The sequence below is a fragment of the Idiomarina sp. genome, assembly GCF_048265525.1.
Lineage (GTDB): Bacteria > Pseudomonadota > Gammaproteobacteria > Enterobacterales > Alteromonadaceae > Idiomarina.
Genome location: NZ_JBLXBI010000003.1, coordinates 182,802 through 205,558, shown reverse-complemented (window position 1 = coordinate 205,558; position 22,757 = coordinate 182,802). Strand labels below are relative to the sequence as shown.

At 47.1% G+C, this 22,757-nt stretch carries 21 protein-coding genes; 12 read left to right on the top strand and 9 right to left on the bottom strand.

Features of this window, described 5'->3' with window-relative positions; genetic code table 11:
* Window positions 1–37 precede the first annotated feature (37 nt).
* Complete coding sequence (gene gmk, locus ACN0TF_RS08575) at window positions 38–670, bottom strand: guanylate kinase (protein WP_417441588.1); 633 nt, start codon at window positions 668–670, stop codon at window positions 38–40.
* Between the two features lie 76 nt (window positions 671–746).
* On the opposite strand from gmk, the gene ACN0TF_RS08570 reads away from it, so the two are divergent.
* On the top strand, window positions 747–1,994 hold the full coding sequence (locus ACN0TF_RS08570; protein ID WP_417441587.1) for a CynX/NimT family MFS transporter: 1,248 nt from the start codon (window positions 747–749) through the stop codon (window positions 1,992–1,994).
* Here ACN0TF_RS08570 and ACN0TF_RS08565 read toward each other — a convergent pair.
* A complete protein-coding gene (locus tag ACN0TF_RS08565; RefSeq protein ID WP_417441586.1) occupies window positions 1,978–2,568 on the bottom strand; it encodes a TetR/AcrR family transcriptional regulator in 591 nt (196 codons plus the stop codon). The genes ACN0TF_RS08570 and ACN0TF_RS08565 overlap by 17 nt on opposite strands.
* Before the next feature lie 143 nt (window positions 2,569–2,711).
* Between ACN0TF_RS08565 and pyp the strand changes: the two genes are divergently transcribed.
* Together pyp and ACN0TF_RS08555 are read left to right on the top strand one after the other, a co-directional pair.
* The gene (gene pyp / locus ACN0TF_RS08560; RefSeq protein ID WP_114982259.1) at window positions 2,712–3,089 is read left to right on the top strand and encodes a photoactive yellow protein; all 378 of its coding nucleotides are present in this window, start codon (window positions 2,712–2,714) and stop codon (window positions 3,087–3,089) included.
* A gap of 1 nt (window position 3,090) precedes the next feature.
* Entirely contained in the window at window positions 3,091–4,359 is a 1,269-nt protein-coding gene (locus tag ACN0TF_RS08555; protein WP_417441585.1) for an AMP-binding protein, read from the top strand.
* On the opposite strand, the gene ACN0TF_RS08550 is transcribed toward ACN0TF_RS08555, so the two are convergent.
* Window positions 4,356–5,522, bottom strand: a complete 1,167-nt coding sequence (locus ACN0TF_RS08550) for a PAS domain-containing protein (protein ID WP_417441584.1) — start codon at window positions 5,520–5,522, stop codon at window positions 4,356–4,358. The genes ACN0TF_RS08555 and ACN0TF_RS08550 overlap by 4 nt on opposite strands.
* 153 nt (window positions 5,523–5,675) lie before the next feature.
* Here ACN0TF_RS08550 and ACN0TF_RS08545 point away from each other — a divergent pair, with 153 nt between their 5' ends.
* Window positions 5,676–7,718: a BCCT family transporter gene (locus ACN0TF_RS08545; RefSeq protein WP_417441583.1), complete on the top strand. Its 2,043-nt coding sequence runs from the start codon at window positions 5,676–5,678 to the stop codon at window positions 7,716–7,718.
* Window positions 7,719–7,830: 112 nt separating this feature from the next.
* On the top strand, window positions 7,831–8,721 hold the full coding sequence (locus tag ACN0TF_RS08540) for a MaoC family dehydratase (protein WP_417441582.1): 891 nt from the start codon (window positions 7,831–7,833) through the stop codon (window positions 8,719–8,721).
* 17 nt (window positions 8,722–8,738) lie between these two features.
* On the opposite strand, the gene ACN0TF_RS08535 is transcribed toward ACN0TF_RS08540, so the two are convergent.
* From ACN0TF_RS08535 to ACN0TF_RS08525, 3 genes are all read right to left on the bottom strand, one after another.
* Entirely contained in the window at window positions 8,739–10,013 is a 1,275-nt protein-coding gene (locus tag ACN0TF_RS08535; protein ID WP_417441581.1) for an amidohydrolase family protein, read from the bottom strand.
* A 94-nt stretch (window positions 10,014–10,107) separates the two neighbouring features.
* A complete protein-coding gene (locus ACN0TF_RS08530; protein WP_417441580.1) occupies window positions 10,108–10,560 on the bottom strand; it encodes an RrF2 family transcriptional regulator in 453 nt (150 codons plus the stop codon).
* Window positions 10,561–10,578: 18 nt separating this feature from the next.
* Complete coding sequence (locus tag ACN0TF_RS08525; protein WP_414018726.1) at window positions 10,579–11,520, bottom strand: META domain-containing protein; 942 nt, start codon at window positions 11,518–11,520, stop codon at window positions 10,579–10,581.
* A 231-nt stretch (window positions 11,521–11,751) separates the two neighbouring features.
* Here ACN0TF_RS08525 and ACN0TF_RS08520 point away from each other — a divergent pair, with 231 nt between their 5' ends.
* A complete protein-coding gene (locus tag ACN0TF_RS08520; protein WP_417441579.1) occupies window positions 11,752–13,887 on the top strand; it encodes a TonB-dependent receptor family protein in 2,136 nt (711 codons plus the stop codon).
* Between the two features lie 65 nt (window positions 13,888–13,952).
* Here the strand turns inward: ACN0TF_RS08520 and ACN0TF_RS08515 are convergent, their stop codons facing one another.
* Window positions 13,953–14,900: an ATP-grasp domain-containing protein gene (locus ACN0TF_RS08515; protein WP_414018728.1), complete on the bottom strand. Its 948-nt coding sequence runs from the start codon at window positions 14,898–14,900 to the stop codon at window positions 13,953–13,955.
* Between the two features lie 9 nt (window positions 14,901–14,909).
* Window positions 14,910–16,133, bottom strand: a complete 1,224-nt coding sequence (locus ACN0TF_RS08510; protein ID WP_417441578.1) for an APC family permease — start codon at window positions 16,131–16,133, stop codon at window positions 14,910–14,912.
* Window positions 16,134–16,221: 88 nt separating this feature from the next.
* On the opposite strand from ACN0TF_RS08510, the gene ACN0TF_RS08505 reads away from it, so the two are divergent.
* From ACN0TF_RS08505 to ACN0TF_RS08495, 3 genes are read left to right on the top strand one after another with little or no spacing between them, the layout of a single operon-like run.
* Entirely contained in the window at window positions 16,222–17,586 is a 1,365-nt protein-coding gene (locus ACN0TF_RS08505) for an SLC13 family permease (protein ID WP_417441577.1), read from the top strand.
* A gap of 60 nt (window positions 17,587–17,646) precedes the next feature.
* Window positions 17,647–17,985, top strand: a complete 339-nt coding sequence (locus tag ACN0TF_RS08500; protein WP_034822721.1) for a zinc ribbon domain-containing protein YjdM — start codon at window positions 17,647–17,649, stop codon at window positions 17,983–17,985.
* A 21-nt stretch (window positions 17,986–18,006) separates the two neighbouring features.
* Complete coding sequence (locus ACN0TF_RS08495) at window positions 18,007–19,215, top strand: ectonucleotide pyrophosphatase/phosphodiesterase (protein ID WP_417441576.1); 1,209 nt, start codon at window positions 18,007–18,009, stop codon at window positions 19,213–19,215.
* Here ACN0TF_RS08495 and ACN0TF_RS08490 read toward each other — a convergent pair.
* Window positions 19,212–19,706: a DUF4199 domain-containing protein gene (locus ACN0TF_RS08490; protein WP_011235625.1), complete on the bottom strand. Its 495-nt coding sequence runs from the start codon at window positions 19,704–19,706 to the stop codon at window positions 19,212–19,214. The two genes, ACN0TF_RS08495 and ACN0TF_RS08490, sit on opposite strands and share 4 nt — an antisense overlap.
* Before the next feature lie 103 nt (window positions 19,707–19,809).
* Between ACN0TF_RS08490 and pgsB the strand changes: the two genes are divergently transcribed.
* From pgsB to pgsW, 3 genes are read left to right on the top strand one after another with little or no spacing between them, the layout of a single operon-like run.
* Window positions 19,810–21,015, top strand: coding sequence for a poly-gamma-glutamate synthase PgsB (gene pgsB, locus ACN0TF_RS08485; protein ID WP_011235626.1), 1,206 nt, complete (start codon window positions 19,810–19,812; stop codon window positions 21,013–21,015).
* Window positions 21,012–21,587, top strand: coding sequence for a poly-gamma-glutamate biosynthesis protein PgsC (gene pgsC, locus ACN0TF_RS08480; protein ID WP_011235627.1), 576 nt, complete (start codon window positions 21,012–21,014; stop codon window positions 21,585–21,587). The genes pgsB and pgsC overlap by 4 nt, the downstream gene beginning before the upstream one ends.
* A gap of 14 nt (window positions 21,588–21,601) precedes the next feature.
* Complete coding sequence (pgsW, locus tag ACN0TF_RS08475) at window positions 21,602–22,753, top strand: poly-gamma-glutamate system protein (protein WP_417441575.1); 1,152 nt, start codon at window positions 21,602–21,604, stop codon at window positions 22,751–22,753.
* The last annotated feature ends 4 nt before the right edge of the window (window positions 22,754–22,757 follow it).

Genomic DNA, 22,757 nt, shown 5'->3' with positions numbered 1-22,757 from the left:
TTTCGAAAGGCTAAGAATTATACGGAATTAAGGCCTATTATCCAAGCAATTCCTTCAATACGCTTGAATATCTTATTTGCTGATGCGGCATTTTTTGTCGCTGAGCTAAAACGATATGCTCCAGCGATGCCAGGCTGTTGTTAAAGTCATCATTTACCAATAGGTAGTCAAACTCATGATAATGCGACATTTCTGCCTGAGCTTTTGCCATGCGCTCGGCAATAACTTCGTCGGAATCCTGTCCGCGAAAGCGTAAACGTTCCTCCAGAACTTCCAGACTGGGCGGAACAATAAAAACCGAACGCACTTCAGGGTGATGTTCACGAACCTGTTGAGCGCCCTGCCAGTCAATATCCAGAAACACGTCTTTGCCTTCAGCTAACAAAGACTCTACGACTTTGCGGGAGGTGCCGTAATAATTGCCAAATACACGCGCCCATTCGTAAAACTCACCGGCATCAATACGCTGTTCAAATTCTTCAGTACTGAGAAAGTGGTAGTGGACACCCTGAACTTCTCCCGGACGCGGAGCACGCGTGGTGGACGATACAGACACCTGCATGGACTGATCAGGATGCTTTTCCAACAAAGCCCGAATCAGGCTCGACTTCCCTGCGCCACTCGGGGCCGCAATGATAAACAAATTCCCTAACACCGGAGACGCGGTCATAACGGGTTCTCTTTTTAAGAAACGGACGATCACTGTTGGCGCGAAATAATAACACGGTTTCACACCGCGATGAAAATTGAGTAAAGTATGGCTTTTAAGGACTCGTGGTATTACTTTGCAGACTCAACCGGCACCTGTCGCAAAACCGTCTAAATTCCCCCTACTGTTCGGCTTGCTCGTACTGGTATTATTAGGGCTGAATCTGCGCCCCTTACTCACTTCCGTGGGACCGTTAACCGATGAGCTACAAACCATTACAGGTCTGTCTTTCAGTCAGGTATCGCTATTAACCACATTACCCATTCTAATGATTGGTTTAATGGCCTTATTTGCCGGACGAGTGACAACCGCTCTGGGCTACCGGCAGGGTATTGGACTGGGCTTGCTGATTCTTTGTGCAGGCCTTACCACGCGCCTGTTTGAGCCGACCAGCACCAGCATGATCACCAGTGCTTTAGTCGGCGGAGTTGGCATTGCGTTGCTACATATCGTTATTCCGGAACTGACCAAGCAACAGTATCTAAATCGCTTAGGTATGGTCACTGGTCTTTGGTCTGCAGCACTCATGGGCGGAGCGGCACTAGGTGCTGTCGCTACGCCATGGGCTGCAAATTTGTTACCAGAACGCTTTCAGGCATTAGGCAGCTGGTCTCTTTTAGCGGCGATAGTGCTGATTATTTGGTACTTACCATTTAACCACACACCGGTTGCCAGCATTCCTCCCCGGCACCTATTACTGCGGGCTCACCGTTATCCCAGGGCTTGGCTTCTGGGTATTTATTTCGCCCTGGTGAATGCCGGTTATGCCGGATTTATTGCGTGGATAGCGCCATTTTATGGTGAATTCGGTTGGCCGGCACAAAAAGCAGGGAATTTACTGGCGCTGTTTTCTCTGGTTCAGGTCATCGGCGCCCTGCTGCTGCCGGCTTTATCGCGCACACAAGACCGACGGTTATGGCTAACAATCGCAGTACTTATTCAAATGGCAGGCTTTGCGGGGTTAAGCTGGTTTCCGACCGAAGCTCCCTGGCTGTGGTCGGCACTTTGCGGCTTTGGCTTAGGTGGTGCCTTCCCGCTATGTATTGTTATGGCGCTGGACCATATCGATAACCCTGTGCAGGCAGGACGCCTGGTTTCTTTTATGCAGGGTATCGGTTTTATGTTTGCCAGCCTGATGCCGTTGTTGACCGGATGGTTCAGAGACGTTTCCGGTAATTACAGTTTAGGCTGGCAGTTACATATTATTGTCGGCATTCTTATTTTGCTCATAACCTGGCAATTTAACCCTAACAGCTACCGTGGCCTGTTTAACTTGCGGGAATAATTCTCGCAATTATATCATCGGCCAGGCTTTCCAGCTGCTGCCGCGGAATTTCTCGCCTGGCCATGGTGCGTAAACCAATGATATTCGTCTGTAATAAAAGGCCTAGACGTTCCGGAGACTGCGAACTACCAATTTCTCCACGCTGCTGCGCCTGCTGAAATGCCTCTGTAAAAAGCTGTTCAAATTTATCAAGATAACTTTGCACCGGCTCGCTAAACGCTTTGTCTTCCGGCGTAAATTCCAGCAAGGTTTTTACCAGCATACAAGCCTGCGTTGGTGCACAGGTTGCTGTCATTACCGCAATGTTACGAAGGTACAAACTTATTCCCTGCAGCACCGAAGATTTTTGCGCTAAGGCTTGCTTAAACTCTTCCTCTGCGAGAGAGGAATATTCTTCAAGGGTCTCTTTAAACAGGGCTTCTTTATTGCCAAATGCAGCATAAATACTTCCTGGCCTCATGTCCATTTCTTCCTCTATGTCTTTCATAGAGGTTGCGTGGTATCCCTTGCGCCAGAAAAGCTTCAGCGCATTGTTAAGCGCTGTTTCCCGGTGAAATTTAGGCGTTCTGGGCATTATTCTTATCCTTAATTATTTACCTGAAGGCAAGTATAGACCTGCTTGTTGTTAATTTCACTTTAAGAAGTGTTAAGAAGACATGATCCAAATGTCTCGGGCTCCACTATTAACCCATACATTTCGTACTTAGAGGTAACACAATGGAAATTGTTCAATTCGGTTCTGATGATATCGAAAACACTTTATCTAAAATGTCAGATGACAAATTAAATGACATTGCTTTTGGCGCTATTCAGTTAGACGCCAGCGGTAAAATTATTCAATACAACGCTGCCGAAGGCGACATTACAGGTCGTGATCCGGGCGCTGTCGTTGGCAAAAACTTCTTTAACGAAGTGGCGCCATGCACCAACAGCCCTGAGTTTAAAGGACGCTTCGACGAAGGCGTTAAAAGCGGTAATTTAAACACCATGTTTGAATATGTTTTTGATTACGAAATGCAGCCGACCAAAGTTAAAGTTCATATGAAGAAAGCTTTAACCGGCGACACCTACTGGGTATTCGTGAAGCGACTATAAAGTGACAGACTCACTTCAGCAGCACCTTGTTGTTACTGTCATCGGCGATATTATCGCCGATGAAATTGCGCGTATGCGCCCGACTGAAAGTGAGCACTGGAAACGTCGTCAATGGCATGAAGACGACACTTTAGTGGCAAAACACAAGTCAACCAAAGACAGTGGCGAGGATGAAGTTCCAGTTGATTCTTTGGAAAGACTGGCTTTAGCTGGCCGTGTAGTTCAGTTCTTTCATATGGGAGACAGCGGAGTTGAAGATTACCTTCTGCGCCGTAACAGTCTGGCCGAATGGGCTGAAGTTGTTCTTAAATCGCGGCAAGTTCACACCCAAAACTTAACAGTTACCACTTCCGGCAGCACCGGCCAACCTAAGGCCTGCGAGCATTCATGGAGTACATTAGTTGAGGAAGTGAGAGAGTTTGTCCGCATCTTTGAAAACGATTATGAGTTATCTCCAGCTCGTATTGTCGCTTTAGTTCCCAGCCATCATATTTACGGCTTCCTGTTTACCATATTGTTGCCGCATCTTGTTGATGCCCCGGTGCTGCGCGGCTTTAAAGCTTATAGCCATGTTCGCAACGGAGGCTTACGTGCCGGAGATGTTGTTGTCGGTTTCCCTGAGTTACTCACTCAGTTATCGTCAGAGATGCCACCATTACCGCCCGGAGTACTTTTTCTTAGCTCTGCCGGACCATGCCCGGCCAGTACGGTGCACCAGTTGTATGCTATAGGCGCAGCTCGCGCTGTCGAAATTTATGGTAGTTCAGAGACTGCAGGTATGGGCTACCGGAGTAAACCAGAAAATAACTACCGTCTGTTATCCCGCTGGCGCAAAAATACAGAAAACCAACAGCAGCTAATTGATAAAAAAACAAAAGTTAATTACGAAATACCAGATAATACCCGATGGCATACAGAGGATGAATTCCAAATTACCGGACGAGTCGACGAGGCTGTTTCGATACGAGGGATCAATGTGTTCCCGGCTCATATTGCTAAGTGTCTGCGTCAACACCCTGCAGTTGCCGATGCAACGGTACGCCCGATGAGAGCTGATGAAGGCTGTGGGCTGAAGGCCTTTATTGTTTTACAAGAAAGTATTAACGAAACGGTTACCGAGCAAAGTGTTCAAACCTGGTTAAGTGACAACCTCTGTGCCGCGGAAATACCTGAACGAATTAGCTTTGGGGAGCAATTACCCATAAATTCTATGGGTAAGGCGCAAGACTGGAGTATCGATAACTCGCCAACGGGTAAGCCGTTAGATTAATTCAACGCACGCAATAACACATCGTCAAATCTTAGATCCGTTATCTGTGCACACTCTAACGCTATTTTGTGCTCAATTTCGTGCTGCTCTAACAACTGCCGGGTAGCCTTTAGGCAGTTCTTATTTTGCTCAGCCGACAACGTTGACATGAGTACAACGATAATTCCTTTTCCCAAGCAACCCGGAGTGTCGTAATCCTGAATATTCTGACGAACAATTTTACTGACCGCTTTTAAAGTTTCTGCGTTGTTAGCAACTCGCACGACCATCAAATAATACTGATGCTCAGAATGAGCCTGATATAAGCTAAAGCGCCGTTGCAAAGACTGCAGCATCAGCCTGCGATTATAAAACCCGGTGTGTTCGTCATTACCACCAGTTTCTCTGAGCCTGAGCTCCAGCTCTTTATAATCGGTAATATCCTGCGTGGTACCAAAAATAATTTCACGCCCGGCTTCGTCAATACGGTAAATCCCCGAGCGTCTTAACCATCGAATTTCACCGTCACCCAACATAACGCGATGCTCGACATCTCTCGCGCCGGACTGTTTAACGGCGTTTATTGCTTCTGTTACAGCTTGTCTATCTTCAGGATGAGTTCTTTCTAAAGTCAGAGCCAAGGAGGGGGTAACTTTGGCCTTGTTCAGTCCATGCAAATGGTACATGGTATCCGACCACTGCGACTGCCCGGTTTCTAAGTCGAGCTGCCAATGGCCTAACCCGGCAACTCGTTCAGCAAGCATTAAATTTCGCTGGTTCTCTTCAACTTTCAGCTCCAGCATTTTTCTCTCAGTAATGTCCAGCATCTGTCCATTCCAGAGTGTACTGCCGTCGGCCTGTTGACTGGTCACTGCGTGCCCGTATATCCAGCTTACTCTTCCATTTTTAATCACTCGATACTCTTTCACCCACAAATATTGATAGCGGGCAGAGTTGTGCATACTGCTCAAAACAGATTGTAAGTCGTCGGGATGAATAATTTCACTCAGCAATGTCACGTCATTTGCCAGTGACTCAGCAGAGCACCCAAAAATGGCCTCAACGCCCTGACTGACATAATTAAATTTCAATTGCCCGTCCGGTGAGCGTTCAAGCTGGTATAGCGCACCCGGTACCGAGTTTGCTAAATGTTCAAGATTAACCAAGCTTTTTTCAAAATCCATAAACTGCAACATGACTCTTTATCGACAACTATAACAGCCATAATCTTAACCTACAGGCCAGAAACTAGACAGCAAATAAATGCAAAGTGACCCATTACAAATCTTTTTAAGTAGTCTATATATAAATAAATCATAATAAAAACAGGAGCTTTTATGTCAGCCGAGAAGCAAAAATGGCATTCTGCAATTTTACTGCCAGTATTTCTTCCTGCGGTTATCGTTATAGCTTTACTAGTTATAGGCACTTTAAGCGCACCGGAAAAAGCCGGCGAGTTATTTGAATGGACCCTGGCTGGTATTACCGACAATTTCGGTTGGTTTTATATGTTAGCAGTCGCACTTTTTCTCATGTTTATTATTGGTGTGGCCGTTTCAAGTTGGGGCAAAATTAAATTAGGACCCGACCATTGCGAGCCGGAGTACAGTTTTACGTCCTGGTTCGCCATGCTATTTTCCGCCGGATATGGTATTGCCTTGCTGTTCTTTGGTGTGTCCGAGCCCATACTGCATTACGCCGAACCACCGGCAGGCGCCGCAGAAACCGTCAGTTCAGCCAAGCAGGCCATGCAAATCGCGTATTTCCACTGGGGCTTTCATATCTGGGCGATATACGGCTTAGTCGGTTTAGTACTGGCTTACTTTTCATTTCGCCACGGGTTACCGCTTTCTATGCGTTCAACGCTTTACCCGCTTATTGGCGACAGAATCAACGGCCCTATTGGGCATACAGTAGACACCTTCGCCATCCTCGGCACCATGTTTGGTATTGCGACAACCCTTGGGCTTTCGGTTATTCAAATTAATGCCGGCCTCAACTATCTGTGGGAGGACATTCCGGTTGGTAAAACGGTTCAGGTTATTTCTATTGGAGTCATCACGTTAGCCGCAATCGCCTCGGTCGTTGCTGGCATGGATAAAGGCATTAAGCGACTGTCTCTGCTTAACATTACCTTAGTCATATTCCTGTTGTTGTTTGTTTTCGCGGTTGGGCCGACCATCCATATTCTGGAAACCTTCTTGCAAAATACCGGCGCTTACATAAGTGGCATTGTAGAGCGTACCTTTAACTTACAGGCCTATGAGCGCAGTGACTGGATTGGTAACTGGACACTATTTATCTTCGGCTGGACTATTGCCTGGGCGCCTTTTGTCGGGCTGTTTATTGCCAAAATCAGCCGCGGCCGCACCATCCGCCAGTTTGTTTTTGGCGTTATGCTGGTACCAACCATATTCACTTTCTTCTGGTTTGCCGTATTCGGTGACACAGCGTTGAATATGATCATGAACGAGGGTTACACAACCTTAATTTCAGAAGTTCAGGATAACCAGGCAGTAGCGCTGTTTAAGCTCTACGAAAATCTGCCTATGACCAGTGTCCTGAGCTTCCTGACAGTACTGTTAATCATCACCTTCTTTGTAACGTCATCGGATTCTGGCTCATTGGTTATTGATTCATTGTCCTCTGGCGGCATGATGGAAACGCCTGTCTGGCAGCGTGTTTTCTGGGCGAGCACTGAAGGTATTGTTGCATCCGTATTGCTCGTAGCGGGTGGGTTAGGAGCTCTGCAAACCGCAGCTATTACCAGCGCGTTACCCTTTGCGATCATTATCTTAATATCGGCGGCGGGTATGTGGCGTGCGCTCATAATTGAAGGTCATCAGTCTAAAAGTCTTCAGAGTCACCGCCATTCTCATCGTCGCGGAGTCAACGAGGGAGCCGACTATTGGAAAAAACGTCTGGCTGGGCTGGTAGACTTTCCAGACAAAGAGTCAGTACTTAAGTTTATCAACGGACCAGCTACCGAAAGCATGAAAAAGGTGCGGGACGAGTTAAAAGATCAGGACTGGCCGGCAGAATTCCGAGCTGACGAAGAGCATAACCGCATTATTCTCAGCGTTGAGCGAAAAGGCGACTTAGAATTTGCTTACGAAATTCGCTTAAAAGACTACCTGCTGCCAGAGTATGCTTTAACTAACGATGAAGGCAGAGAAGTTTATTATCGAGCTGAAGTATTTCTCAGACAAGGTGGGCAGTCTTATAATCTATATGGTTATGAGCAGACTGATATCATCAACGATGTGATTAATCAGTTTGAGAACTATCTGCACTTCCGTCATAACAGTCCCGGAGTTCTCCCGTGGGACCTTGAAAAGCATGACGAAGACCTGAATGAAGACCTTGAATCACAAAAGTAAAAGGAACGTAAAGAAGCCGCTCTCCGGAGCGGCTTTTTAGTGGTCGGACTGTTGATAGCAGGAGACATGTGCGAGAATAGCCATATTGTCAGTATGGAGTTTAACTATCACTATGGAACGTGTTGATACAAGCCCGCAAAAGCTAAGCCCGATGCCCAGCATGTTACTGCGTTCTCTGTTAACGTTACAACGCAGCGATGAGTCAGCAGCAGAGTCTGAAACTTTGCTCAAAGAGTATTCTATTCCTGCGCCAACAGCTAAGCATCTGAGCCGTTATCAACAGTCGTTTGGTGGTTTTGTCAGTGATGTTCCTCTGGCCATGCTGTACTGCATTGCGCAAAGAGCTCATTTATCGCAAATGCTCGATGACAGCTTTCCCTGGCCTGCGCCTGGTTTAGTTCATGTCAGCAATAAAATTGAGCGTCATCAGGTCATTTCTGCGCAAGCGCCTTTTCAGCTGGTATCCAGAGTAAAAATACCTAAGCGCGGCCCTGATGTTTCTCCGCGTCGCCTGCGCCCCCAGTTTGTGGTTGAGTTCTGGCAAAATAATGAGAAAGTGGCAACATGCTCCAGCGTTTATCAGGTGATGAGTGGACAGAATGCTGGAACAACGAAAAAATCGACGCCTCCGATAAAAACATTTGAGCCGGAAGCCAGCTGGGAAAATCTCAGTCACTGGCAATTAGGCAGTGGTATGGGCCGACGCTATGCACGCATTTCCGGCGACTTTAACCCAATTCACCTGCATCCGCTGGTCTCACGCTGGTTTGGCTTTGAAAAACCAATTATTCATGGCATGTATATGATGGCAAGAGCTCAGGCTGAGCTTGAGCAGCGTCAGCAAAAAGCCGTAACTTATATCGACGTTACCTTCAAGCGCCCGGTTATTTTACCTGCACGGGTGCAGCTATGGGCGTCAGAGCAAGGTGATAAAACCAAATACGAAGTGCGCAGTGCGGATCACAGTTCATTGAAACTGGAAGGGTCAGTTCGTTTCGACTAACCCTTCCGGGTGGTGCATTACTGGTGCTTATAAACCTTGCCGTCTTTCATCACGAAACTCACATTTTGTAATACCGTGATGTCCTCCAGCGGGTTTCCTTTTACAGCAACAATATCGGCCAATTTACCTTCTTCAAGATGCCCAATATTGTCATTCTTCAGTATTTTCGCTGCCGTTTTAGTCGCTGACTGAATTGCCTCAGCTTCTGATACGCCGGCCTCTACCATGTACTGGAATTCAAGCGCGTTATCGCCATGCGCCGAAACACCACTGTCGGTGCCAAAAGCGAAATTCACTCCAGCCTTGTACGCTTTAGCAAAAGTGTCCTGAATTTTAGGACCTATGGCACGGGCTTTGGGTCTGACCACATCCGGAAAATAGCCGTCAATTTCAGCTTTCTCCGCAACAAACTTACCGGCCAGAATTGTCGGAACCAAATAAGTACCATGTTCTTTCATAGCGGCAATCACTTCGTCATCCATGTAAGTGCCATGTTCCACCGAGGTGATACCCGCTTTTACAGCACGTAACATACCGGCTTTGCCGTGAGCATGGGCTGCAACGTGAAAGTTATAATCGTTGGCAATATCCACCAGAGCTTTTAACTCATCTTCGGTAAACTGCGGATTATCACCGCTGCTGGCCATACTTAAAACACCGCCGGTCGCGGTAATTTTGATGAAGTCCGCACCATCTTTATAATGCTGTCGTACCGCTTCACGGGCACCTGCGGCACTGTTGATTACGCCATCTTTAGGCGTAGGCCGCCCCATCAATTCCTCTTTCCAACTATTAGTCGGGTCAGCATGGCCGCCGGTTGTTGCCAGTGACTTGCCCGCAGAGTAAATTCGGGGACCGTCAACCACACCTGCATTCACCGCATCACGTAGAGCAATAGTCACATTATGAGAGTCGCCCGGATTTCTTACTGTAGTAAAGCCCGCGTTCAGAGTCTTCATCCCGTAATGCTGAGCAGTTAAAGCAAGATCAGCCGGATTTTCGGTAAACTGCTTTATATATGAGTTTGGCCCTGACTGACCGTCAAGATGCACGTGCAAGTCAATGAGGCCGGGTAAACAGGTATGAGAACTTAAGTCAGTAACCGAAGCATCGTCACCCGGACTGTTCACTTTTACCGCCGTAATTTTGTTATCAGTGACTTCAATATAGCGTTCGCCGGCCAGCCGACCACTTTCACTATCAAAAACGCTTCCGCAATGCAGCCATTCATCGGCTTGAGCAGAATGACCGGCTAAGGCAACAGTCAATCCGATGGCTATCTTTTTCAGCATAGTTTTCCCTCATCTTCATTTTAGTTATTGTTCTTCTTTGATACTCCGAACTCTAACCAATTGCAACGACAGTGGCTAACATTGAGACAAAAAGTCAGTCTTTGTCGATAGTTACCGGAATAGGGGTACCCCAAAACTCTCGAATTTGTGCGTCGTTACTCACCAATGAAGCAAGCGTATAGTTGGACAGAAAGTCATAGAAGGTCTCTTTGCCCTGGTTAATCACATTTTTCAGCTCGCAAACGGGAAAAATAGCGCACTCGGGTTTATGGCAGTCGACCCAGTGCTCATCACCTTCCAGTCGGCGTATGACTCTGTCCAGCCGTATATCAGCCGGTTCAATAGCCAGCAGGAAGCCACCATTTTTGCCGCGCCGCGTTTCAATTAAGCCTTCTTTGCCTAATTGATGAACGACCTTGTTTAAGTGATTGCGTGGCACATTGAATATGCCACTCAACTCATCAATAGTGGCGCGCTTCGTATCTTCTTTTGCAGCCAGATACATAAGAACTCTCAGACCGTAATCTGTGTACTTTTTCAATTGCATGGTGGCGCCCTTATGCCTTTATTCGCTCTGTTGCTTAAATGTCATCTGACGACCTCCGCGAGTGCTCAATATCAGGCGCCCTTTATCATCAATATTCACTTGATAAACTCGTTCCAGGACACTGCTGAACTCTTGCGAGAGTTCGTTCGCCTCGCCGCTGCACGCCATTTTTGTGCTTCCGGTAAGTCGAATCTGGGCAAGTTCGCCACCCATGTTGTAATTCCCGAAATAACGATTACAACCATTAAAACCGGCAAGCTGACCGTCTTTTAAAAACTGAATGGTTGCGGGTTTAGAATGAATGGCATGCCCTTCAAATTCTGACAACTCCCAACTGGCCCCCTGAAGTAGCCATTCACTGTCGCCACCGCAGCCAGAATACATGCGGTCGGATTCCTGTAAATCGACCTGATAGGGGTACAAACGTCCACTCATTGAATCACGACAAAGTCTGTCAATGACAATAAGATGTTTGTCGGTCGTCGACTCGATACGCCACTCATAGGGTTGCTCAGAAACAACCTCCGCTGCGACTAAGTCAATAATCGCTTCGCTTTCAGGGGTCGTCAGCGCCATATGCTGTGGATTTACAGCCACTTGCCAGAAAGGTTCATTGCCTTTCGCCGTAAAGTGTTTAGGTAAAGTGCCTTGCTCAACACACAGCGGCATTTCCTGACCCCGCCAGGTAATATCGGCTTCGTTACCTTTACTCCAGAACTGAGTTAATGGCTCTTTATCATTTGAGTAACGAGCTCCCGAGCCACTCACCGCCTGAGGTAACTCTTCCTGCTGCGATCCATAACTTAACAGCACACCTTGCTCTTTTTGCAGTACGCTGAGTTCGCTTGCACCACATTGGTAATATGTCGGCACTTGCTCTTCCGGAGTTAACAGAGCGCAACCTGACAGCAGCATTACAACGAGAATAGAGACACTTCCTTTCATATGTATCGCAGGCATACTTGCCATCCTTATGTTTTTAACCGTTAAGTTAGAATTCTATAGATCGCACTGGTAATTGCATTAATTCTTCCAAGTCTTTTTCAAATCTGCCGAAGGAGCGCCACAATAAAGAGCTAGATCAAAAAACACCGCAATCTATTATTGCGAATCATTCTTATTTTAATTATCATCCCTCCCGAATTTAATTAATCTAAAATAACTTTTCAATAAAGGTGAAACGAGTCCGTTATGAAGAAAACGATCTTAGCCAGCACCATACTGACCGCTCTTGCAGCTCCCGCTATGGCCAACAATGCCGCCGGCGATACTGATATCGAGCAAATCAAAATTATTGGCAGTAAAACAGACGCCCGCAATGTTGCCGGCTCCAGCGCTGTTATTGACGAAGAACAGATGCGCATTGAGGTTCCTAGCGACATCAACCAGTTAATGAAAACCATCCCGGGTGTTTATGTCCGTGAAGAAGATGGCGAAGGCCTCCGTCCTAATATCGGTATTCGTGCTGCAACCGCAGGGCGTGTCAGCAAGGTCACTCTGCTGGAAGACGGCGTCATGATGGCCCCGGCACCTTATTCAAACCCGGCCGCCTACTACTTCCCGACGACCTTCCGTATGTCGTCAGTTGAAGTATTAAAAGGTGCACCTTTATTACGTTACGGCCCGCAAACAACCGGCGGCGTTTTAAACCTGGTTACAACACCTATTCCAGAAGACTTTGGTGGGCAGGTTCTGACTCAGTTTGGCGAAAACAGTAGCCGTGACATTCACGCTCATGTGGGCGGCACTGAGGGTCAATGGGGCTTTTTATTAGAAACCGTGCAACGCAGCAGCGACGGCTTTAAAGAAATTGACCGTAGCAGTCGCGATGCCGGTTTTGATATTGAGGACTATGTTGCAAAACTGCAGTGGACTGGCGATCGCCAGAGTCTATTAGCTAAAGTTCAGTACTCCGAAGAAATCTCAAATGAAACCTATCTTGGCCTGACTGATACCGATTTTGCTGAAAATGAAAATCGCCGTTATGGGCTTTCTGAAATTGATCAGATGGATAACTCCCACAAAGGCTACAGCTTAAACTACGCGTTTGAAGCGACTGATAATCTTACTTTTAATATTTTAGGCTACTACAACGACTATGCTCGCAACTGGTTCAAACTGGATGGCGGTAATGCATACGTCAGTGCGGCTAATAACGGTGACGCCGATGCATTAGCTATTTTGCAAGGCACTCAGGATGAAGCCGGTTTGAACTACAAAAACAACAACCGAGCTTATGAATCTAAAGGCATTGAAGCCAATGCTCAGTTTGCTTTAGGAACTCATAACCTTGAAGTAGGTGTTCGTGACCACAGCGACGAGATGGATCGTTTTCAGCCGGTTGAAATTTATGATCAGGTTAACGGCAGCCTCGTCTACCAGGGCGAAGTTATGCCTACCGGCGGCAATAACCGTTTAGAAGGCGCTGACGCAATCAGCTTCTGGCTGACAGATCAGTGGCAGGCAACAGAAGACCTTAATGTACACTTTGCGCTGCGTTATGAAGACGTAGAGTCTTATCGTAATCAGTTTGCTGATTCAGCCCGCGAGCAACTGGACAGCACGCGTTCAAACGATAGCGACGAGTGGTTGCCGGGCTTATCCTTCACTTATGACGTGAACGAAAACTGGCAGGTTCTGGCTGGCGCACATAAAGGGTTTTCTCCTTTAGGCGGCGGTGCGAAAGGCTTCCAGGAACCAGAAACCAGCAATAACTACGAAGCCGGTGTTCGTTTTAACCAAGGTTCATTCTTTGCGGAAGCCATTGGTTTCTACAGCGACTTTAGCGACACCACACAACAGTGTTCAATTGCTAATCCGTGTGACAACGGTGCTGAATCGGGCTCTTATGTTCTGGGTGAATCGACCGTAACGGGTCTGGAGTTACAGGCAAGCAATACCTTTGAACTTGGTCAGTTCCTTATGCCAGTTGATTTTGCTTACACCTACACTAAAGGTGAAATCAGTCAGGACAATGCGGTGACAGGTTTGATGGACGGCGATGAACTGAATGACATTCCGCAGAATACCTTCAGCGTTCGTGTTGCGCTAGATAACAACAAAGGCTGGGTAAACTATGTGGTCGGTAAATACATTGACGAAATGTGCGTCTCTGTTGGCTGCAACCGCGACAACAGCCGTTTTAACAAAACCGAATCATTGTTTGTGACCGATTTTGTCAGCCGTTATGAAGTGGATAACAACATGGCGGTTTATTTCAAAGTTGAGAACCTGTTCGATCAGCAGAAGATTGTTGCTCGTTCACCACATGGTGCGCGTCCGAACAAACCTCAAACAGCCTCTTTAGGTGTGGAATACACCTTCTAAAAACCAATCCCTCCCTGGATTTATCGTGGCCCCATTTTTATGGGGCCATTTTTTTCTGGGCCACCTTATTGGGCTAAGCTAATCAGGTAATCCGCTAACGCGCCCATGCCTGTTTTCTTAACACCCGCTTCGCGTTCTGCACTTTGATTATAGTTAGTGTTGGTGTTCACATCGTAAACGTACAGCTCGCCTTTTGCGTCTTCGATAAACTCAATGCCAGCCACATCAATATCATTGGCTTTTAAAAAGGCTTCCAGCGCAAAAATAATTTCATGATCATTAAAGCGCTGCGTAATAGTGAATTTATTGGGTTGATTGCCATCAGCAGGCGCTTCGCTGGTTGGACAAAACGCATCATCCACACTGCACACATCGGCAGGGCATAACTCGAAGCCTTGCTCAGTATTAACGTTAACCGCGTAAACAAATTTCTGCCCGACAAATTCGCTGCGCGTAATATGCGGCTGCTTTGGCTGAATGTATTCTTGTAACAGCCAGATGCCATCTAAAGGCTCTTCATAATCGTCGCTGTTTATGTATCTCTTTAAGCCAGCAACATCATCAAACTTAATAACACCTAAACCTTTACCACCGCGGTTAGGCTTTAAAATCAGTGGCCACTCGGCAAATTTCTCAGCGGCATCTGTCAGCAGTTCTTTCCCCACCACAGCCTGTGTTTTAGGCACATTAAGCCCGGCTTTTTGTAACGCCGCATATTGCGACAGCTTACACACTTCCAGCGCCAGCACCCGGGTACCATTAACCACAGTTCGGTTACTGTTTTCCAGCCAGGTTAACGCCATGCGAGTCAGTTCCGGTGCAAACCGATGGCCCCTGGTGTGCGAAGAGGCGCTCATACGGTTATAGTAAACCGCATCTTCCGGAAGCTCGGAAAAAGGTATAACTCCCGTATCCAGAAACCATTCTTTGGCTTCTACGCCGCGCTTTTCAAACTCTGCTCTTAGCGGCACCAGCCACTCTTCATTTTCGTGCAGAATAACAATATCTCGCATGGTTACCTCTTAGCGTCTCAGCTGATGTATCAGCAGAACTACGACAATAAAAATAAGCCCTGACAACAACACCTGCCAGGGAACAAAAACGGCCAACCCAAGACAGCTGACTAAACCTAGTATGGATACCCACTTAGGCACAAAACGATCACTTTTTGTGACCTTCAGTGCCGCTAAATTCGTGATGCCATAATACACTAAAACCGTAAAGGCACTGAACGACCATGCGGTCTTTATATCGCCAATTGCGACCAACACCAGCATGACAATACAAGTTAACCAGGTTGCAGGTGGCGCCGAGGTTTGTTGGTCGTTTAAATTAGCAAAGCGCATGGGCAAATCAGCTCTGCGGCCCATTGCCAGAACCACCCGCGAAACGCCTAAAATTAAGTTCAGGATCACTCCGCCCATAGCAACCACCGCACCAAGGGCCACCAACCATTGTATTGGTCCGCTCGGCAGCAAGCTCGCCAAAGAGAAGTGCTCCGCCTGAAAGTCCGATATGCTGGGAAAATGCAATAGAGCACTACCAACACCTAAATAAAGAAGCGTTACAACCGCCAGAGTTAAAACAACAGCCAGAGGAATGACCCGACGCGGGTTTTGTACTTCTTCCCCCATGGTGGCAATGCGTCCGTAGCCTGTGTAGGCAACAAAAAGCAGAGCTGCCGCCTGCAAAACTTGCCACCATTCTACCGAAGCCCGCTCAACAACAACGGAAGTTTGTTGATGTCCGTTAACAATAAAAACCAGCAGAGTAACTATGCTCACCGTAACAATGGCTGCATTAACCCAATTTGTGCGCTTAACACCACCCAGTACTAATAACGTAAATAACACCAAGACTGCGGTGGCTATCCACTGTGCGAGATATTCCGGTATTGCCATGACATTCGTTACGTACCAGCCTACCGCCAGGGCGGCAGTTGCCGCTGACGCACTTTTTGCTACTATGAACAAGCTGCCCGCCGTTACGCCATAAGCCGGGGTCAGAAACCGGTAACCATATTCATAGGTACCGCCGCTTACTGAGTGTGCGGAAGCTAACTGAGCCGAAGACAGACCATTGCATAAGGCCGTTACTGCCGCAATGAGAATGGCCCATAAAACGGCACCACCGGCAATATCCGCACCAATACCCACACTAACAAACGCACCGGTACCTAAAATGGAACCCAGTCCTAAAACAATAGCGCCTGCCAGCGAGGTAGAACGCACGAGTTGTTGATTCATAGACTGCCCTTTTTTCTTTCGTTGGTGATTCAGTCACTTCTCTATTATCTTACAGGGTAAAACATGAAATGGATGTGACAACCGCTTAATGAAACATTTAGCACTGGGCCCAATAACCGCCCTTATTGTATTACTCACAACACAGCTGGCAAATATGCCGTTACCTGCGGCGCTAACCCTAAGCACTGTGGTCTGGGTAGCCTGGTGGTGGGTAACCGAGTGCATTCCTTTACCTGTCACCTCGTTACTGCCTTTTGTATTGCTTCCAACGTTTGGGGTTATCGACACACAAACCGCCGCAGGCGCTTTAGGTGACAACATCATTCTGTTGTTTATGGGGGCATTCATGCTGGCCAAAGCCGTTGAAGCCAGCGGTGTTCATAAACGCATGGCTCTGTCTTTGATTGCCCGCATTGGTGCTGACAACGGCCGCAAAGTGGTTATTTCCTTCATGGCTGCAACCGCTTTTCTGTCCATGTGGATATCGAACACCGCCGGTGTGCTGGCACTTTTACCAGTTGCATTAGCATTGGCCGATGCCAGTGACGACGAGAACTTCCAGCGGGCTTTGCTGTTAGGCCTGGCCTACGCCGGCTCACTTGGCGGCGTCGCGACTTTAGTGGGAACACCACCAAATCTGATTTTTGCGTCTATTTACCAGAATATTACCGGCGCTGAATTCAGCTTTACCCGCTGGCTGGGTATTGGTTTACCCATGGTTCTACTAGGCTTACCCGTTATTGCACTTTGGTTAACGCGTAACGTCAAACTGTCAAAACCACTTGAGTTGCCAGCCCCCAGTGAAATGACAACTTACGAAAAGCGCGTGCTGATGGTATTTGGCGTGGTGGTGTTTCTATGGATAACACGCACCGAACCTCTTGGTGGCTGGACCGGCCTGCTGGGTATTGGCAGCCTCAATGATGCGACCGTTGCTCTGGCCGGAGTTGTCGCTATGTTTGTTATTCCTACCGGAAATGTGAAAAACGAAAAACTGTTAAACTGGCCGTTGGCGAAAGATATTCCCTGGGGCATTCTGCTACTGTTTGCCGGTGGGATTTGCTTAGCCCGCGGCGTTATGGAAAGCGGGCTTGGCGAACTTATTGGTCAGTCTCTCACTGCGTTAGACGCCCTGCCGTTGTGGTTACTGATTTTTGTTTTGAGCCTGACCGTGTCCTTCGTTACAGAAGTCACCTCCAATACCGCAACCGCTACCTTACTTATGCCCACTCTGGCAGCCACGGCAACGGCACTTGAATTACCTATCGAGTTACTCATGATACCTGCGGTGATTGCCTGCAGTTGTGCCTTTTGCATGCCGGTGGCCACACCGCCAAACTCTATTGTTTTTGCCTCTAATAGAGTCACTATAAAAGCCATGGCGAAAGAAGGCCTGGTACTGAATATTTTGCTGGCCATTGTCACAACACTAGTGGTATTAATTTTTGTCTAGTGCGCCGACAGCTCTGACAGGCTATAATCGCACGCTTTCATCTCCTCAAAAGGATCTGACATGAGCGACTTCCCAGCCTGCCCTGAGTGTAAATCAAGCTTCACCTACCACGATGGTACCTTATTAGTTTGTCCTGAATGCGGACACGAATGGTCTGAAAACGAGCCAGAAACAACTGACGATGCACCCACTTTTCGCGATGCCAACGGTGCTCCACTGGAAGACGGCGATACTGTCACTGTCATTAAAGATCTTAAAATTAAAGGTTCATCATCAGTGGTTAAAGTCGGCACCAAAGTTAAAAATATCCGCTTAATTGATGGTGACCATGACATCGACTGTAAAATTGATGGTATTGGTGCAATGAAACTGAAATCTGAATTTGTTAAAAAGGTCTAAAACCGGATACCGGAAATTACTATGAGAACGCTTTTAGCTGTCTGCCTTGTTCTTTTTTCGTCATTTACTTTCGGAAAAAGTAATGAGCAAACTGTAGTGCTTATCTCAATTGATGGCTTTCGCCACGATTATATTGAAAAACATGATGCCAAGAACATTGCAGAATTAGCTAAAAGCGGTGTGCGCAGTAAAGGCCTTATTCCCGTTTATCCGTCAAAGACGTTCCCAAATCATCTATCTATTATCACCGGCCGTTATCCCACTAATCACGGCCTGGTGGATAATAATTTTTACGATACCGAACGCCAGCAAAAGTACAGCATGGGCGACGGCTTAGAGGACAGTAGCTGGATTACCGCTTTACCCCTATGGAACCTTGCCGAATTTCAGGGCGTAAAAGCGGCGACCTTTTTCTGGCCTGAGTCTGATGCCCGCATTAATGGCCGGACGCCCAGTTACTTCTATCATTACAGTACACCGGTTCCTAATAGCCAACGAGTAGACCAAATTATTGAATGGTTAAAGTTACCGGAGAAAGCGCGTCCAAGACTGGTTACTGGCTATTTTTCTGTCGTTGACACCATGGGTCATCGGTTTGGCCCGGGCGCTAAACAAGTGAAAGGTGCAGTTCAGCACGTTGATAAGCTTATTGGCGAGTTATGGCAGCGAATGCAAACGGAAGTGGATGCGCCGGTTAATCTGGTTCTGGTTTCTGACCACGGCATGGCGCCGATAAAGGCCAACAAGATGATTGATGTTAATGAGCTGAATATTGATGAAGAGCTTTTTAACGTTGTAAATGCACAAACTCGACTGCTTATTTACGCAAATGAAGAGACTTCGGACAAGCAAGTGGACTTACTCCGACAACGCCTGAACCAAGTGGCTGATGCCCCCTTTTATACAGAATCGGAAGAAGCGTTAGCGCAACGACACTTCGTGAATAGCCCGCGGGTTCCTTCCATCGTTCTAGCGACAGATGCCCCTGTCACTCTCGCTACACGCCCGCGAGAGCAATGGTCAGACGGCGGCACCCACGGGTATTACGGCACCCGCGATATGGACGGCTTTTTTGTTGCAGCCGGAAGCGGTTTTCATCGTGGCCAGCAAATTGAGCGTTTTGAGAACATCCATATATACCCAATGCTGGCGGAATTACTCAATTTAGAGCTGCTCACCGAAATTGATGGCCGGGCTGACGTACTCCGGCCAATCTTAAAAGCGAATTAATTATCGTCAAGTTGCGGTGTTTTCATAAATATCGCGACTATTGCTGCCGTGATGGTGCCGACAACAAGGGCAAAAAGCATTGACTGAATAATATAGCTACCTAAAGTAAAATAAACTTCTGCTTGCTCAGCGTCCATTCCACCTTCATTAACAGCAAAGTTACTGACGTTTTCAAAATAATTCGGTGAAATAATAACGTGTGTTATCCACTGGCTAATTGGCGTTAAAACCGCCACCACAATGGCTATAATCAGACCACTGATAAACCCCTGTTTCCAGGTCATTGATCCGTTAAGATCTTTTTCTCGCTTTTCTCTAAGTGCTAATACATAAATGGCGATAGCAATAAGTGCAAAGAAGTTCGAGTAAGTTGAATGGTAAGCAATGTAATTGTCATGAAGACCAACTAGCCTTGCTATTAATACCCACAACATACTGACTATAATAAAAATAACGCCCCACTTTATTTCTGTTGTTCGTGTTTTAAGCATTCTGGATTACCCTTTTGTAAAGATCCCTAAAAACAATAGCACTATTAAGGGATAGTCTGTAATTATAGTGCCGTTTTAAACGAATTAATTCAGGAGGATTCTCGTGGAAATACCCAGCATGCTCGCTATCGTGGCTGCACTGTGGGTTGTTCTGGTGATAGCCGGCGCTTTTGAGGCCGTTCGCCATTGGGCACTTGTCCGTAAAATTCCAGTGCGAGTCCATGTAAATGGTACTCGGGGAAAAACCAGCGTTACCCGGTTAATTGCGGCAGGATTACGCAGTGGTGGTAAACGCATTTGTGCTAAAACAACTGGTTCTGCAGCAGCTATTACCGACCCGGATGGTCGCGAATTTCCTATTTACCGAATAAGCGGTGCAAATATTATTGAACAAATGCGCACACTCAAAAGAATGGCAGCATTAAAGCCTGAAATTGTGGTTATGGAATGTATGGCACTGCAGCCTCAGTATCAGTCTTTGAGTGAATTGCGAATGGTTCGCTCAACTGTTGGTGTTATTACCAATGCCCGTGCCGACCATTTAGATGTTATGGGCCCCGGTGAGAACGATGTCGCCTTAGCTCTGGCAGGTAGCACCCCACTAAAAGGCGACTTATTCACCGCCGAACGCGACTTACTGGATGTGTTTAAACATTCATGTAACGACCGTAAAAGTGAACTGCATGGCGTAACCGAGGACGAAGTTAACGCTATTACCGATGACACCATGAAGCGTTTCCGTTACGCAGAGCACGCCGAAAATGTTGCTTTAGCTCTGAATGTCTGCCAGCACCTTGGTGTTGACCGGGAGAAAGCTCTGGATGGCATGGTTGCATTAGAGCCGGAAGCGGGTGCCATGCAGGTTCTTCACGTTAACTACTTCAAGCGCGAAATTGTATTCGTCAACGCCTTTGCAGCCAATGACCCTGAGTCTACAGGACGCATTTGGGAAAATATGCTGGAAAAACATGGCGAAGAGCGACGTAAAATTGTTTTGATCAACTGCAGGGCTGACCGCCCTCACCGCTCTCAGCAAATGGCCGAAGACATCGTCAAATGGAGTCCGGCAGATAAATATCTGCTGATGGGCTCAGGAACCTTCATTTTCGTCCGTAATGCCGTGAAATACGGCCTTGACCCCGAAAAGCTACTTGTTATGGAAAATGCTGAGATGACCGAAATTACCGAAACTATTTTAGAAGAATCCGGCAGCAGCGCATTAGTTGTCGGTATGTGCAACATTCACGGAGGTGGCGAAGAAGTCGCTCGTTTCTTCCAGAACCGGGCAATCAAGGAGGAAGATTTATGATTGCATTAAACATTCTTGCCGTTGCCATTGGTGTCGGTTTATTTTTTACTTTGTTACTCACACAAACATTAGGTTTAGCCGCCGGTGGCTTGGTTGTTCCCGGTTATGTTGCATTGCAACTGACTGATCCTCTAAGCTTGGCTATCACGCTTGTTGCGGCGCTTATTACCTACCTAATTGTCAGAGTTATCGCTAGCTTCGCTATTATTTATGGCCGTCGCCAAACCATTATCATGATTCTTACCGGTTATCTCATTGCCGGCTTGATGGATTTATTCCTTGGTAACATTGTTAACTGGGTAGATTTGCAAATGATAGCAGGCGGTGGTGATGCACAGGCTCAAGTTGCCACTCTTGAATCTAGCTTTATGATGTCGATTATGGAAAGTAGCATCGTCGGCTACATTATTCCCGGGCTTATCGCTATTTGGTTTGATCGGCAAGGCGTACTGCAGACCTTATGCGGACTCGCAGTAACTGCGGTACTGGTCCGCTTGGCACTTATCATCATTATGCCCGAATCATTACAAATGTACGAAGCAAGCCAAGCATTTCAGATGCCAGGCTGGTAACAGGAGGACGAATCATGAGTAGTTTTACAAAGATTTATTGGCGTTCGTCGGGCGTACCAACCTGGGGACTTATTTTTCTTATCGTACTGTCAGTAATCGTTATGGTTGCGGCAGAAAATGTTAAACAGCGTGATCCCGTTGTTGATGACAATTATGCCACCATGGTCAATGCGTCAAAAATAATGCGTGAAGGTATGCAGGTTCTTAAACCGTTACGCGCAAAACTGGCTCCAATTAACCCGGAGTTCGACCCCCAACGCTCTGGCATGGTTGGTTTGGAAAACAGTATTGTTACCACTAACCATGGTAGTCGCGAATCCAAGCAAACCACTGTTAACCCTAACTGGGCAGCGGTCGCGGTCAAATTAATGGCAGATGCTGGTGTGCAGGAAGGAGATTTAGTTGCAGTTACGGTATCAGGCTCCTTTCCGGCAATGAACCTGGCCGTCTATTCAGCTATCGAAGCGATGGGAGCAGAAGCGATTATTATCGCTTCCGCATCATCCTCGCAGTGGGGCGGAAACGTACCCAACTTTCTATGGCTTGATATGGAGCGAGAACTCCGCGAAGCCGGCGTACTCAGTTCAAAACCCGTTTACGCTTCTATTGGAGGTATTGAAGATCGGGGAATTGGTATTCCCGAAGAAGGCATTACCTCAATACGAAATACAATAGAAAGAGCCGGTATCAATTTTATTGATCCTGCAAGCTACCAGGAAGCCGTCGCTGACCGTATTGCCATATTTCGTGAATATTCAGCTGACCGTCAATACAAAGCCTTCATAAATGTTGGTGGTGGCGCAACTATAGTAGGCCCTCCCGGTATTGATGATATGTTCAAGTCAGGTCTTCAGAGGGACGCTCCTTCACGAGCTTTTGCTGTCGACACCATGATGGGCTATTTCCTGCAAGAAGATATTCCGGGTATTCACTTTAGTGGCATTAAAGATATGGCCACACGACATGGCCTTCCGTTAATGCCACAAGAAGTTGTGCCCGTTGGCAATGGCGGTATCTATTCAGCAACCGTTTATAACCGCTGGTTAGCACTTGGTTTAGGCCTTGGTTTATTCGCCATGACCTGGCTTATCGTCCGCTCTGCACGCATCACTAGCTTGTGGCGCCGAACCGGCGAAAGCGGTAAGAGCACGAAACCGATGGTTTAATAGA

Coding starts and splice junctions, on each gene's coding strand:
- pgsW (WP_417441575.1), top strand. CDS start 21,602: ATGAGTAGTTTTACAAAGATTTATTGGCGTTCGTCGGGCGTACCAACC.
- ACN0TF_RS08540 (WP_417441582.1), top strand. CDS start 7,831: ATGGAACGTGTTGATACAAGCCCGCAAAAGCTAAGCCCGATGCCCAGC.
- ACN0TF_RS08520 (WP_417441579.1), top strand. CDS start 11,752: ATGAAGAAAACGATCTTAGCCAGCACCATACTGACCGCTCTTGCAGCT.
- pgsC (WP_011235627.1), top strand. CDS start 21,012: ATGATTGCATTAAACATTCTTGCCGTTGCCATTGGTGTCGGTTTATTT.
- ACN0TF_RS08495 (WP_417441576.1), top strand. CDS start 18,007: ATGAGAACGCTTTTAGCTGTCTGCCTTGTTCTTTTTTCGTCATTTACT.
- ACN0TF_RS08525 (WP_414018726.1), bottom strand. CDS start 11,520: ATGCCTGCGATACATATGAAAGGAAGTGTCTCTATTCTCGTTGTAATG.
- gmk (WP_417441588.1), bottom strand. CDS start 670: ATGACCGCGTCTCCGGTGTTAGGGAATTTGTTTATCATTGCGGCCCCG.
- ACN0TF_RS08505 (WP_417441577.1), top strand. CDS start 16,222: ATGAAACATTTAGCACTGGGCCCAATAACCGCCCTTATTGTATTACTC.
- ACN0TF_RS08490 (WP_011235625.1), bottom strand. CDS start 19,706: ATGCTTAAAACACGAACAACAGAAATAAAGTGGGGCGTTATTTTTATT.
- ACN0TF_RS08510 (WP_417441578.1), bottom strand. CDS start 16,133: ATGAATCAACAACTCGTGCGTTCTACCTCGCTGGCAGGCGCTATTGTT.
- ACN0TF_RS08530 (WP_417441580.1), bottom strand. CDS start 10,560: ATGCAATTGAAAAAGTACACAGATTACGGTCTGAGAGTTCTTATGTAT.
- ACN0TF_RS08535 (WP_417441581.1), bottom strand. CDS start 10,013: ATGCTGAAAAAGATAGCCATCGGATTGACTGTTGCCTTAGCCGGTCAT.
- ACN0TF_RS08565 (WP_417441586.1), bottom strand. CDS start 2,568: ATGCCCAGAACGCCTAAATTTCACCGGGAAACAGCGCTTAACAATGCG.
- pyp (WP_114982259.1), top strand. CDS start 2,712: ATGGAAATTGTTCAATTCGGTTCTGATGATATCGAAAACACTTTATCT.
- ACN0TF_RS08545 (WP_417441583.1), top strand. CDS start 5,676: ATGTCAGCCGAGAAGCAAAAATGGCATTCTGCAATTTTACTGCCAGTA.
- ACN0TF_RS08515 (WP_414018728.1), bottom strand. CDS start 14,900: ATGCGAGATATTGTTATTCTGCACGAAAATGAAGAGTGGCTGGTGCCG.
- ACN0TF_RS08500 (WP_034822721.1), top strand. CDS start 17,647: ATGAGCGACTTCCCAGCCTGCCCTGAGTGTAAATCAAGCTTCACCTAC.
- ACN0TF_RS08550 (WP_417441584.1), bottom strand. CDS start 5,522: ATGGATTTTGAAAAAAGCTTGGTTAATCTTGAACATTTAGCAAACTCG.